The sequence below is a fragment of the Akkermansiaceae bacterium genome (genome assembly GCA_024233115.1).
Taxonomy (GTDB): domain Bacteria; phylum Verrucomicrobiota; class Verrucomicrobiia; order Verrucomicrobiales; family Akkermansiaceae; genus Oceaniferula.
In genome coordinates, this window is record JACKQB010000003.1 from 608,974 (window position 1) to 622,858 (window position 13,885).

The 13,885-nt window shown below is 52.4% G+C and carries 9 protein-coding genes, 2 tRNA genes and 3 rRNA genes; 1 reads left to right on the forward strand and 13 read right to left on the reverse strand.

Features of this window, described 5'->3' with window-relative positions; translation table 11 throughout:
• Nucleotides 1-20: 20 nt before the first annotated feature.
• The 13 genes from H7A51_10560 to H7A51_10620 form a co-directional block, all read right to left on the reverse strand.
• Complete coding sequence (locus H7A51_10560) at nt 21-575, reverse strand: hypothetical protein (GenBank protein ID MCP5536658.1); 555 nt, start codon at nt 573-575, stop codon at nt 21-23.
• Nucleotides 576-666: 91 nt separating this feature from the next.
• Nucleotides 667-1,221, reverse strand: coding sequence for a hypothetical protein (locus H7A51_10565; protein ID MCP5536659.1), 555 nt, complete (start codon nt 1,219-1,221; stop codon nt 667-669).
• Nucleotides 1,218-2,477, reverse strand: a complete 1,260-nt coding sequence (locus H7A51_10570; GenBank protein MCP5536660.1) for a hypothetical protein — start codon at nt 2,475-2,477, stop codon at nt 1,218-1,220. Before H7A51_10570 ends, H7A51_10565 begins: the two co-directional genes overlap by 4 nt.
• 51 nt (nt 2,478-2,528) lie before the next feature.
• Nucleotides 2,529-3,512 carry a general secretion pathway protein GspK gene (locus H7A51_10575; protein ID MCP5536661.1) on the reverse strand — a complete coding sequence of 328 codons (984 nt, stop codon included), beginning with the start codon at nt 3,510-3,512 and terminating at the stop codon, nt 2,529-2,531.
• Between the two features lie 5 nt (nt 3,513-3,517).
• Entirely contained in the window at nt 3,518-4,444 is a 927-nt protein-coding gene (locus H7A51_10580; GenBank protein MCP5536662.1) for a prepilin-type N-terminal cleavage/methylation domain-containing protein, read from the reverse strand.
• A gap of 15 nt (nt 4,445-4,459) precedes the next feature.
• Nucleotides 4,460-4,909, reverse strand: coding sequence for a hypothetical protein (locus H7A51_10585; protein ID MCP5536663.1), 450 nt, complete (start codon nt 4,907-4,909; stop codon nt 4,460-4,462).
• Between the two features lie 12 nt (nt 4,910-4,921).
• On the reverse strand, nt 4,922-5,497 hold the full coding sequence (locus H7A51_10590) for a type II secretion system protein (protein ID MCP5536664.1): 576 nt from the start codon (nt 5,495-5,497) through the stop codon (nt 4,922-4,924).
• A 2-nt stretch (nt 5,498-5,499) separates the two neighbouring features.
• Nucleotides 5,500-5,958, reverse strand: coding sequence for a type II secretion system major pseudopilin GspG (gspG, locus tag H7A51_10595; protein ID MCP5536665.1), 459 nt, complete (start codon nt 5,956-5,958; stop codon nt 5,500-5,502).
• Nucleotides 5,959-6,182: 224 nt separating this feature from the next.
• Nucleotides 6,183-6,298: ribosomal RNA gene (gene rrf / locus H7A51_10600) — 5S ribosomal RNA — on the reverse strand.
• 444 nt (nt 6,299-6,742) lie between these two features.
• Nucleotides 6,743-9,583, reverse strand: a 23S ribosomal RNA gene (locus H7A51_10605).
• Between the two features lie 573 nt (nt 9,584-10,156).
• Nucleotides 10,157-10,233 (reverse strand) — tRNA-Ile (locus tag H7A51_10610).
• Nucleotides 10,234-10,312: 79 nt separating this feature from the next.
• Nucleotides 10,313-10,388, reverse strand: a tRNA-Ala gene (locus H7A51_10615).
• 206 nt (nt 10,389-10,594) lie between these two features.
• A 16S ribosomal RNA gene (locus H7A51_10620) occupies nt 10,595-12,144 on the reverse strand.
• Together the 16S, 23S and 5S rRNA genes with 2 tRNA genes alongside form the textbook arrangement of a ribosomal RNA operon.
• 779 nt (nt 12,145-12,923) lie before the next feature.
• On the opposite strand from H7A51_10620, the gene H7A51_10625 reads away from it, so the two are divergent.
• On the forward strand, nt 12,924-13,835 hold the full coding sequence (locus tag H7A51_10625; protein MCP5536666.1) for a putative selenate ABC transporter substrate-binding protein: 912 nt from the start codon (nt 12,924-12,926) through the stop codon (nt 13,833-13,835).
• Nucleotides 13,836-13,885: the final 50 nt, after the last annotated feature.

Genomic DNA, 13,885 nt, shown 5'->3' on the forward strand with positions numbered 1-13,885 from the left:
TGTCAGGTTTGATGATTCGTTTAACGCCCGGATCTGGGGACGTGGCGGACGCGGGATGTTGGGGCAGAGCTGGACGACCTGCCTGGAATTGGAGGACCACCACGGCTTGATGAGGCAGATGGTTGTGGGTTGGGAGCCTTGGATGCGACAGATGGACGGACCTTGATAAGTTTCTCATCATAGGTGATCCACCCCGTGAGAGAACCTTTACGGATATGGACTCTGGAGTTTTCCTCGGATCTGGGGTCCTGTTTCACCTCAAGAAGTTGGAAATCGCCTGCGGAGAAACCAGGGATGAGGCGGATGCGTTCTTTGCGGTCTTTTTTATTGATCAGGGTAACTGACCATCCGTTACCGCTGGGCCGGATACTACCAAGCATCCAGTCGCGCTCCAAGGGGGTGGTAACCCCTCCTGGTTGAGTTGGGGCAGGTTTGATTGTAAACGGAGACCTGTCGATCAAGGTATTGAACTGAGCCAGGTTCGGTTTTTTAGGAGGCGTCGCGGTGGCGATCCCCGCCATGGCAATGGAGAGGGCAGAGGTAATCAGCGCCGATTGGAAAAGGGTAAAACGCATGGGGAGTAAACTTGATGCTTATAGTGGTAATAACGCCGGTGGGATGGTTTATTGTCTGTCTGGGCTTATGGCTCGTTCGGAAACCTGATGATCAATTGGTGGTAACCGCCTCCTCTTCCACTTTGGGGGTAAACCATTGAGTCACCTCGATCTCGCAGTCAACCCGGGTCGGGTCATCACGCTGGGGCCAGATACGGAGGAATGTGATGGAGCGGCCTTTCTTAGGATCCTGCAAGTCGGTCAGCCATAAATAAAGCTCTCTATCCATGGCATTTCCCTGCACCTTGACACGGGCACTGCGGTAAGCTCCCGTCTCCTCGGGATCTTCACGTTGCGGGGTCGGCCGCTTCTTCATGGTCACCCGGTAGCGGTCGGCGCTTTTCTCAGTGTATGTCGCCAACTCAGCGCCGATTTGTCCATGCGTCCCCTCGACGGGAGGGTTTTCGTTCAGCCAATTGACATCTTCCGCCTGCGAGTCCCATGCCGAGAGTTCCTTTTCCATTCGTTTAAGGTCCTTCTCCCCTTGCTTGAGCTGGTTCCCCTTCTTCTGCATCGCCGTATTGTAGGAGGTGAAGAGAAAAACATTCAAGATGACAAAAGCCGCCCCGAAGAGGATGAAAACCAATTTCTTTTCGCGTGCATTCATTCCACTGATTCCCCTTTCAACATACCGACGTAGGTGAATTTCCAGCGGTTCGTCTTGATGTCCGACGTCGCTGGTTCAATTTTCCAGTCATAATCCGAGAGGGACCGGCGAATTTTCTCCCCGAAATCACTGGCGAGCTTGAGGTCCCCGGTTTCGCCGACCAGGGTGATACTCTCCCGTGTGGCTTCAAATACCTTAAATCGCAGATCCTGTCCTGGCGGAATGATTACCGACGACCGGTAGAGGAGCTGCAACGGCCAGTGCTGGCTGTCAACGACAGGTGCCAATTGATCCCAGTCGGCATTAAATAACCCGATGTCACCGTGCTGCAGCTTCACGATTTTTAATTGTTGCTCCTGTTTCTTCAGTTGGTTCCCGAGCTGGATGTAGTTGTAGGCCAAGTATCCGGCGATACCGAAGTAAACGAGGAGAACAGCGGCAATGATGAGGTTGCGCTTCTGCCTTTCCGCCTTGAGTCGTTGTTCTGCCCGGACATCGGCGGGAACAAGCCGACTCAACGGGTTGGGCAGGACCGGGCGGGGTTTGGGTTCTGCCGACACCTCTGCGCCGAGTTCTTTGCCAAAGGCTTGGATTTCATCGTCACCGGGGTCCGAGTTATGCCCCGATGTCCAGACCACCGCCTTCTCCATCACCATGTTCACGCCCTGCAAGCTGAGCTGGGTCAGTGCCAGGCGGATATCACGGACGGCCTCTTTACCCAGAGATGCCCCGGGAAGGGCCTGAAAATAGGTAAGATGCCCCTCGCTGGTGACAGCAAACACCCAGCGGCCAAGCTCACGCCACAGGGTCACGGCATTCTCAGCCATGTGGAAGAAACGTGGCGAGATATCAAACTTGCCGGGCGCCCTCAGCGGCATCGTCCCATCAGCCGGAGCAGAAAGCACCACACTGAGAAGCGTCGTCTGCCCATCTTCACCCCCGGGATGCCCTGCGACAAAGACATCGGTCAGTCGACCGGCAGCCGCATCAGGCCGGATTCCCGATTTCTCCAGATGCATCGCCGCCAGATCCTCGAACATCGACTGGTCCTGGGTCTGGACTTTGAACGGTATGGCCAGGGCTTCACGCACAGGAAAGCTCATCAGGAGGCGACCGGCGGGGAGTTTTTCGATCCCTGATGCCCGCGCAGGCCCGTTCTCCAGGCTTCTCCTGAATCCTTTTTCGCCACTACCCTGCCAAAGCTCCCAACCATCGGGGCCGGGGATCAAGAGAGTGCTGTCTGTTTTACTGCTCAATGGTTTTGAAATGAATGATTGGAGAAATGAACGAATGCATCAATAAGGCAACTACGGAATGATTTCTTCTTTTCGTTCGAGGATGGCGGGTTGGCCGGTTCTGCTTCTGAGAATCAGTGTGATCCGGCGTTTCACCGTTCCAGCGCGACCGTCGCTCACGATACGTGTGGTGGTGTCACTTGTTGTCAGTCTTGGCGCGACCGTTTGCTGCTGGAACTCAGAGACTCCTAGCAGACTTAGGGCTTCCGTCAAATTCTGAAATCGCTGATCGTCCTCAGTATCGCGCTCAAGGTCAGGCCCGAGCACGTGTTCGACGAGATCCTGGGCATCGTCGATGGATACTTCAGCCGCAGCCGCAATCAGCTCGGCCCGCGCCTCATTGACATCAAGCTTACCATTACTCCAGACCGTGAACCAGTTTTTCCAGTGAGGATTGACCTGTTCAAGCAGTTCCATGTCTTTGACCAGACGCATTTCATCGAGATTGTAAAACGGCCGGTTAAAGGGGTGGTTGGGGCGGCCCTGGTCTTCATACCAATCGATCTCGGCACCATTGAGCTCGGCCAGGTCACCGGCATCCACCCAATCGGTCAGATTATCGACAAGCGTTTGTGCCGCCAATAGCTCCATCCCCCAATCGGTAAAGATATCAGTCAACAGGGTTTTGTCTTTGCGCATGAGGATAACATTGATGTTAAACCTCGCTGCCTCCGATTGGATGCGTACTTTATACGAAATATCCCGCTCCTCATCATACCAATCCAGAAGCGGGTCCATTTTATCCACCGCAGGATTCACCGCAACCGCGATGCCCCGTTCCGCCACCTGCAAGGCTTCAAAACCATTGATCTGCGACGCCGCAACATCCGCATCGTAATACACCACCCTGACAGCGGCAAACACGGCAAGGGCCAATACGGCCATAATCCAGAACACCGCGACCAGTGCGCTTCCCTTTACCTTGGAACCGACACAGCGAACCGGCTCCTTAACATAGGAGTTCACCATGACTGGATATGGATCGTCTGTTCTCATGTCTATTACCTACCACCGCGGCCACCAACACCGGGGATGCCATTGTTATTTCCACCTGGACGATTGCCACCGCCACCTCCTCCTGCGCCACCACCGGGACGGCTCGGTCCACCTCCACCGTTACCCGGAATGGGGCCACCAGGATTGATGATGACCGGAGGCACCTCAGCACCACCACCGCCCTCACCCCCCGGGACACCACCGGTATCAGCACCTGGTGTCGCCTGAGGACCCGCTGGATTTTGCTGCATGATTTGTCGGAAAACAACTTCCGGGTTCTGTTTCGGCACCACCCAGAATGTTTGTTGGATAATATCGGCAGTGGGTTCGAACCGACAATAGAATTTCACTTGCAGGGGTAGTTGCCCGTTGTTTTCCCACTGGGTCAGGTACTCCAGTGTCCTGCCGTCAACCACTTCGCAGTCACACATCCACAAACCCCGAATCAATGTGATTTCAGCCACCGGTTCGACATGGTCATTCCCCGTGGAGTCACTGTCTTCAAGGATCTGCTCATCATAAAACCTCAAGACCACGTCCACAAATCCATCGCGTTGCTCCACCGTGGCCAGCTCAACCGCCTCCGCCGTCATCGGCGTTTCCCCCCAATTAAAAGACATTGGAACATTCTGGAATGTCAGGGTGAACATCGTCCGGGACACCGCACCATTTCTTGAATCGTAACTTTCCAATCGCATCACCGCATTCCCTGGAATCTGCTCGAAGTGATTCTTGAGCAGATTAAAAAATGCATTGCGCTCCATGGTAACATTCTGTTCATCCACCACCGACTGGCTAAGCTGCATGGATGATCTTGCCACACGGAAGATCATCCCGACCAACATCCCCATCAGCCCCAGGGCAATAACCACTTCCACGAGAGTAAATCCCCTCCTGCGCAGTTTGCTTTTCTGATAGATCTTAGTGTTCATCAATCCAGTCACACATTATGGTCGGTAAAGATTGGCGTAGCGCCAGGTTTCCGCACTTTGCTGCTGCCACTCTCCATCAACTTGCCAATAAAAAATCACCTCGATCCGGAACATGTTCTGGAGCAGTTGCCCGTCCTCGTTTTCCAGCTCCAAAGGTTCCACGATGGTCTGTATCTGACCGGTGAAAAATGATTCCTCATCCCCTGTAATACTTGTCAGATCTTCGGTATCATTCCGTTCTTCCAGGTTTGGATTACTAAGGGCATCGGTCATGGCACTACGCAGAATAAGCTCAACACGCATTTCATTCTGTATCGTTGCCGCCGTCTGGCTGGTCATATGCAAGGCTTTGACCAGAGAGACAGCCACCGCAGAAAACAGCCCCAAGGCAATGACGATCTCCATCATGACATAGCCTGCTGATCTGCAAAATTGGTATTGGGTATTTGGAGTTTGGAATTTCATCACAACTTCATATCAATCATCCTCAATACTCATTTCCTCATCCCTGATTCCCGCCGTCAGCGGGTGCAACTCATGGATAAGCCAGCTTTTCCCGATACTACAACGGATGGATATCGGCTCCACCAGTCCTACCGGATCGAGGGTGATCACCACTTTGGTATCCCCCTTGATCAGCTGCCACTCATCCGACCTCCAGCGTTTGATCTCGTAAGTGACTTCGGCATCTGTCTCTTCACGCGTCGTGATATCCTCAAAGTCATCCCTGGGAGCCGGCTCCTCGTTTTCCTCAGGTTCAATCAAGTGCTCACCATCTGAGATCGAGGTAAACTGGGGAGCAATCGACACCGCTTCCTCCGTGATCGTCAGTTGGTAGGCCCGCTGTTGCCTCACCGCAATATTGCGTGCCTGCTTCGCCAGGGTCTCGATACTTCCCGATGCCTCCCGCAGCCGTTGCTCTGTCTGAACAGTCGTCACACTCAAGGTAAGCCAGGTAGCCAGAACAGCCACCATGCCCAGTACAAAGACAATCTCCAGGAGGGTGAAACCTCCGGCTTGCGTCCCCCGTTTATGACATCCGGCTTGCTGCATGATCACTTGGGATCCTGACTAGACATATCGTCTTCAGTGCCTTCAAGTCCATCTTTACCAAGACTGATAATTTCGGGGCGTGAACGGTCCTTGGTCCCGGGATACTTGTAGATGTAATCATTGTCCCATGGATCTTTCGGCACATCATCCATAATCTGTGTCCAACGGCGTGGCCGTGGAGCGGAAGTTGGTTTTTCAACCAGCGCTTTCAAACCTTGCTGCTCGGATGGATAATTCCCTGCGTTCGTTTTGTATGACTGCAGCGCATTTCCGATGGAGGAAAAATCCCCATCAACGACGGTAATCGCACCGCTGTCGGAAATCCTTTGCATGGTAAAGATCGCGCCTCCCATGATCATGGCGATGATCCCCAGTACGATGACCATTTCCAGCAGGGTGAAACCTGATTGGAGGGAACGGGATGAGACTCTGACGGGTGCTGAATGTGATGTTGTTTTCATGGCTATATAACAATTGGGATAACTAGAGGTCGTTACCTCAAGGGATACGGAAGGTGTTATGAATTATATCCTGTCAGAGTAAACGCCGATTATCGGAAAAGTTGTCTGATTTTTTCGTCACCGGTCATTTATCATACGATTACAAACCAATTGCCACAGAAACACACTGGATGTCCGGGCAAAAAAAAGCCCGGTTTTGTCGGTGAAGACAAAACCGGGCATAGACCTGGCAACGACCTACTCTCACAGGGCCTGTCGCCCCACTACCATCGGCGCAACAGTGTTTCACTTCCGGGTTCGGAATGGGACCGGGTGGTTCCACCATGCTATGGTCACCAGAGTTCGCGCTTTGCGCTCGGGTTGTGAGTGTTGAGTTGTGAATGTTGAGTTCATAACCACCCATCGTCAGAGTAAAATGCGAGCTCTAATTACCTTAGCTACCATGTTGGTGATTGCTGGATGCAGAGTATGTGTTGTTGGTCCTGGGAAAGAGGGTTTGGAAGTGATCCTTATGGTCGAACTAAAAGGCGTTCCTTGACAACTGTAGAGGGATATTTCCTATTGTGTTCGTTGCAAACAATACAAGCTTTTGACGGCTTCAGTCCATTGTCCTTGGTGTTTTACTCGTTTCATATGGCTTTCACCACACCAAACCTCTTCATTTTCGAACTCGGTCCGCCCCGGACTGCTTATGTTCCGGGGTTTTCCTTTTGATTCCGATGTTCCAGATGTCGTGAATGCTCATCAACTATGTTGGTAAACATACTTCAAACTGGAATTTCGAAGGAATCAAGCCGGACAGACGATTAGTACTGGTGAGCTGCATGCATTGCTGCACTTCCACCCCCAGCCTATCAACGTGGTGGTCTTCCACGGTCTTTCAGGGAAAACTGATCTTGAGAACTGCTTGGCGCTTAGATGCTTTCAGCGCTTATCAGTGCCGCACTTAGCTACCCGGCCATGCCCTTGACAGGACAACCGGAGCACCAGAGGTGCGTCAAACCCGGTCCTCTCGTACTAGGGTTTGAACCTCTCAATTTTCCTACGCCCACAGAGGATAGAGGACCGAACTGTCTCGCGACGTTCTGAACCCAGCTCGCGTGCCGCTTTAATGGGCGAACAGCCCAACCCTTGGGACCTGCTCCAGCCCCAGGATGCGACGAGCCGACATCGAGGTGCCAAACCGCGCCGTCGATATGAACTCTTGGGCGCGATCAGCCTGTTATCCCTAAGGTACCTTTTATCCGTTGAGCGACGGCAATTCCACTTTCTACCGCCGGATCACTAAGGCCTACTTTCGTATCTGCTCGACTTGTGGGTCTCACAGTTAGTCTGGCTTATGCCTTTACACTCGAAACACGGTTGCAGACCGTGCTGAGCCAAACTTCGCGCTCCTCCGTTACTCTTTAGGAGGATACCGCCCCAGTAAAACTGACCGGCTGCCACGGTCCCCCGGCCGGATGACGGCTCGGGGTTAGATTATCCAATGTCAAAGGGTGGTATCTCACTGACGACTCCGGGCGCGCCTAAACGCGCCCTTCAAAGTCTCCCACTTATGCTGAGCATTAAAATCGAATAACCAGTAACAGCTTACAGTTAAGGTCTATAGGGTCTTTCCGTCCTTCTGCGGGTAGCCGGCATCTTCACCGGCACTACAATTTCACTGAGCTCCTGGTCGAGACAGTGGTCAACTCGTTGCACGATTCGTGCAGGTCGGAACTTACCCGACAAGGAATTTCGCTACCTTAGGACCGTTATAGTTACGGCCGACATTCACCAGGACTTGGACTCGAAGCTTCGCCTCAAGGGCTAACATCTCATCGTAATCTTTTGGCATTGGTCACGTGTCACATCCTATACATCGGCTTGCGCCTTGGCAGAATGCTGTGTTTTTGCTAAACAGTCGGTTGACCCTTTTCACTGCGGCCCCCCGAGGGGGGCACTCCTTATCCCGAAGTTACGGAGCTATTTTGCCGAGTTCCTTGACCAGGTTTCACTCTTGCGCCTTGGTATACTCTACCCACCCACCTGTGTCGGTTTACGGTACGGGCTGCTTTTGGTCGTGTCGGCTTTTCTTGGCCCTTCTTCATGCAATGCGGTTCGGCACAAGGCCTCCCCTCGGAATTCAATAACCTGGTTGCAATCCAAAAAGCGTCCCCTTCACTTCGCAGGTGCAGAAATATTAATCTGCTTACCATCCCCTACGCCTGTCGGCCTCGGGTTAGGTCCCGACTAACCCCGGGACGAAAAACGTTGCCCGGGAAACCTTGGGTTTACGGCGGCCGGGGATTTCACCCGGCTTATCGTTACTAATGTCTACATACTCTCTAGTCAGCAGTCCACGGTCGGTCGCCCTTCCGCTTCAATCCGGCTGACTATGCTCCTCTACCACGCCAGAGTCCCGCAGGACTCTGACATCCAGAGCTTCGGTATCATGCTTATCGCCAATCATTTTCGGCGCAGGGTCTCTCGATGAGTAAGCTATTACGCATTTTTTAAATGGTGGCTGCTTCTAAGCCAACATCCTCACTGTCTAAGAAACCCCACCTCCTTTCCACTTAGCATGATTTTGGCACCTTAGCTGCTGATCTGGGCTGTTTCCCTTTCGACAATGAAGCTTATCCCCCACTGTCTCACTGCTGCGCTCTATTGAATGGTATTCGGAGTTTGATAGGGGTTGGTAGGCGGGTATGCCCCCTAGCCCTTTCAGTGCTCTACCCCCACTCATCAACACGCAACGCTGCACCTAAATGCATTTCGAGGAGAACCAGCTATCACGGGGCTTGAATAGCCTTTCACTCCGACCCACAGCTCATCCGAGCGTTTTTCAACACACAACGGTTCGGTCCTCCACGTCGTTTTACCGACGCTTCAACCTGGCCATGGGTAGGTCGCCTCCGCTTCGGGTCTGGCGCCTGCAACTATGTCGCCCTGTTCGGACTCGCTTTCGCTACGCCTGCGTCCCAGAAGGACTTAAGCTTGCCACAGACACCAACTCGTAGACTCATTAAGCAAAAGGCACGCAATCACCGGAACGAATCCCGGCTCTTACACCTTGTAGGCACATGGTTTCAGGTTCTGTTTCACTCCCCTCACAGGGGTACTTTTCACCTTTCCCTCACGGTACTTGTTCACTATCGGTCGCTAGTTAGTATTTAGCCTTACGCAGTGGTCTGCGCAGATTCACACGGGGTTTCACGTGTCCCGTGCTACTCAGGAACTCCCTAGGGCCTTCGAGGATTTCGGTTACGGGGATCTCACCCTCTCTGTCGCATCTTTCCAAATGCTTCACCTATCCTCTCCGGTCCCACGGCGGGGTCCTACAACCCCGGGGAATAAATCCCCCGGTTTGGGCTCTTCCGTTTTCGCTCGCCACTACTCACGGAATCGATTTCTCTTTCCTTTCCTCCGGTTACTGAGATGTTTCACTTCACCGGGTATTGCGTATGCTTGCCTATTTTATTCAGCAAGCAACGACTGGATATTACTCCAGCCAGGTTACCCCATTCGGAAATCTCCGGGTCAAAGCCTGTTTGCGGCTCACCGAAGCTTATCGCAGCTTATCACGTCCTTCATCGCCTTCTAGCACCAAGGCATCCACTATGTGCCCTTTAAAGCTTGATTCCTGTTTCGAAAATTCAGCTTTGTCATCCCCGACCTAGGTCGAGGGTAACGAAATTTATTGCCATAAATTTTTTGGTTCCTTCTCTCCTCCCATCACTTTGACATGACGGTCGGATCGTTGGTTTGTCAATCATGGCCGATGATCCGCATTGCTGCATGCCACCGGCCGTGCTTGGTTTCGCATCATCAGGAATGATGATGCGGTTTGGTTGGTTTCGAGTATTTCCAAGGACTGCAGGACTAAAGCTCAAATCAAAATTGTATTGTTTTTCTTTTGAACCGTCCCCACCGCTCGCGCGGCCCGGACAGTCATACAGAACAGGAAATATCAATGACTTCAGACTTTCAATCCCCTACCGAAGTAAGTTCATGAGGCTCGCCCGAAATCATTTCTCTACAGATGTCAAAGAACTTTGCGAATGAATGATTTCAGATTGCAGAATGAATAATTGGATTATTCTCGCTGCGCTCGTCTTTTTTTAACTGTGCTTTTTTTAAAACCTCCCTGAACAACGTGGGATCGGAGTCCGGATAAATCATCCATTCTGCAATCTGCAATTATCCATTCTGAAGATGGTGGGCCAGGCTGGACTTGAACCAGCGACCCCACGCTTATCAAGCGTGTGCTCTAACCAACTGAGCTACAGGCCCCTTTGGAAATGAACGATTGAATCATTGAATGATGAATCATTTATTCACTTCTTCATTCTTCATTCCTTCATTCAGAAGATGGTGGAGGTAACCGGGTTCGAACCGATGACATCCTGCTTGCAAAGCAGGCGCTCTACCAACTGAGCTATACCCCCTTCAGGAGGGCGGTTTTTGTGAAGAGTTCCAGTTCGTTAGAACCATTGAAAGATTGAATTGTACGCTGCGTTCATGCCTTAACACATGGTGCGCCATAATAATTAATAAGTCGTGAACCGCTTTCGCGTCTTCACTCAGACACCCTGGCGACTTGCGTCACTTTAGGCGCCGACCTTCGGCAGCGGGCGCGTGAACGCCTTGCCGATTACTCCATAGAAAGGAGATGATCCAGCCGCAGGTTCCCCTACGGCTACCTTGTTACGACTTCATCCCAGTTACCAGCTACACCTTAGGACCTTGCTTCTTAAAAAGTTAGCGCAGATACTTCGGGTGCGACCGGCTTCCATGATGTGACGGGCGGTGTGTACAAGACCCGGGAACGTATTCACGGCACCGTAGCTGATGTGCCATTACTAGCGATTCCAACTTCATGGAGGCGAGTTGCAGCCTCCAATCCGAACTGGGCCCAGTTTTGCAGATTTCCTCCACCTCGCGGCATCGGTTCTCATTGTACTGGGCATTGTAGTACGTGTGCAGCCCAAGGCGTAAGGGCCATACTGACCTGACGTCATCCCCACCTTCCTCCCAGTTGACCTGGGCAGTCTGAATAGAGTCCCCGCCATTACGCGCTGGCAACTATTCACAGGGGTTGCGCTCGTTGCTGGACTTAACCAAACATCTCACGACACGAGCTGACGACGGCCATGCAGCACCTGTGTAAGGTCCCCGAGGGGTCACACGCTTTCACGTGCTTAGCAATACATGTCAAGCCTTGGTAAGGTTCTTCGCGTTGCATCGAATTAAGCCACATACTCCACCGCTTGTGCGGGTCCCCGTCAATTTCTTTGAGTTTTAGTCTTGCGACCGTACTCCCCAGGCGGCGCGCTTAACGCGTTAGCTCCGGCACGGAAGGGGTCGAGTCCTCCCACACCAAGCGCGCACCGTTTACTGCCAGGACTACAGGGGTATCTAATCCCTTTCGCTACCCTGGCCTTCGTACCTCAGCGTCAGTAAATGTCCAGCAGGCTGCCTTCGCCATTGGTCTTCCTCTTGATATCCACGCATTTCACTGCTACACCAAGAATTCCACCTGCCTCTCCATTACTCCAGTCTGGCAGTATCGGGTGCAGTTCCGGGGTTGAGCCCCGGGATTTCACACCTGACTTACCAGACCGCCTACGTACTCTTTACGCCCAGTGATTCCGAATAACGCTCGGGACCTTCGTATTACCGCGGCTGCTGGCACGAAGTTAGCCGTCCCTTCCTCTTATAATACTATCAAACATACACGACTCTTAATCACGTATGCCTTACTCTTATATGACAGGAGTTTACGACCCTAGGGCCTTCATCCTCCACGCGGCGTTGCACCATCAGGGTTTCCCCCATTGTGAATGATTCTCGACTGCTGCCACCCGTAGGTGTCTGGACCGTGTCTCAGTTCCAGTGTTGCTGATCATCCTCTCAGACCAGCTACCCGTCGTCGCCTTGGTGAGCCGTTACCTCACCAACAAGCTGATAGGCCGCGAGCCCATCCCGGAGTGACACCCGAGGGCGTCTTTGATCCGTAGATCGTATGCGGTATTAATCTTCCTTTCGGAAGGCTATCCCCCGCTCCGGGGCAGGTTGCTCACGTGTTACTAACCCGTCCGCCACTGGAAACACAATTAGCAAGCTATTCATGTTCCCCGTTCGACTTGCATGTCTTATCCACGCCGCCAGCGTTCATTCTGAGCCAGAATCAAACTCTCCGTATAAATGCCGTCCATAGGACGGGCTTTTTAAACAGTTACAGGCTTTGTATTTTATATTCTCCAATTGCTTGGAGCGTAAATTTACGTTTACCAAATTGACAAGTAGTAGAGCTCCGGGCCGAAACCCTTTTCTCCCTACATGATCTGCGCACCATTCTTCAACAGTCGCGCAGCGCACAATTCAATCTTTCCTCTTCCATCCTGTCCACACCGTCCGGACAACACTCCAATGCAACCGTGGTGGTCGCACCTTCATCGTCTCATCCGCCTTGCAGCCAGGACCGCACTGTTAAAGATCACTTCAACGCAGAGGATAAAAAATCGACCGGTAAACTTCGCTCCTTCAAGCTCTGTTCGCGGTCGACTCACTGTCTCTTGCGTGCCCTCCGTTGGAGCGGCGGGCGGAACCTACTAGATTTTCCCTCCACGTCAACACCTTTCGACACTTTTTCTCCATCTTTTTTCACCCCTCCCCACAACCCCCTTATTTTCAATGGTGAGGGAATGAATAAAAAAGAGCATCAACGGCACACAGGAACGATTAAGGAATCAAAAATTCCTACTTTGATGCAATGTTATACCGGTTTTACCAGCCAAATGGGTATGGCACCAGGAGTTCTGGAGTCGATTATTGAGTCGATTACATAGGCGGTGGAATCTCTTGGGATGCCTGACCTAAGCAAACGACATGCCAACTCCGGAAAGATCAACTCCCGAAATAACTAGACAAGGGCAGGTATGTGTTGTTCTGTGCCGTCGGTTAATCAACCACCACAACCCATGAAACGAAAACGTATATTCCAAGGTGTCGGTCTGGCATCCATCATTGCAGGCGCAGTTGTCATCAGCAGCTGTGGAGAGAACAAAGAAGAAAACCAAAACGCGGAAAACCAGGGAGAGAAGGTCCTACGGTTTTCAGCGATTCCCGACCAGGACACCACCGCCCAGGCCGAGAGATACAACCCCGCCGCCAAGTGGCTCTCAGAGAAACTGGGGATCAAGGTGGAGTTTGTGCCATCCAGCGACTACGGCGCATCCGTCGATAAGTTTGTCACGGGAGATATTCAACTGGCATGGTTTGGTGGTGTCACCGGCGTGCAGGCACGCAACGAGGCACCCGGCTCACGGGCCATTGTGGCAGGAGCCAAGGACCTTCAATTCAAATCCTATTTCATCGCCAACGAATCGACAGGCCTGACAAAGGCCGAGACATTCCCCCAGGGAACCAAGGGGATGACGTTTACCTTTGGTAGCGCAGGCTCCACATCCGGTTGTATCATGCCCGCCCATTTTATTGTAAAAAACACCAATCAGGGACCGCTCGAGTTCTATAGCAAGGTGGGTTTTTCGGACTCGCACGATAAGACGGCATACCAGGTTCAGGACGGCACCTATCAAACGGGTGTCCTCAACTACAGCACCTACGACGGCTTGGTGAAGGATGGAAAAATCGACCCTAACAAGTGTCGTATCATCTGGGAAACCCCTGCGTATGCCGACTACAACTTCACGGCCCGGGCCGATCTGGACAAGACCTTTGGTGAAGGTTTTACCGATAAGCTACAGCAGGCGCTGATTGAATGCACTGACGCAGCCGTGCTCAAGGCCTTCGACCGCGACAAGTTTGTCAAGGTGGACAACAGCACCTTCCAAGGCATTGCTGATGTCATGAAGAGTGTGAAACTGAAATAATCCTGTAACGACCAGCTCATACAGGTCGGGGTGATGCTATTGCCCTGGCC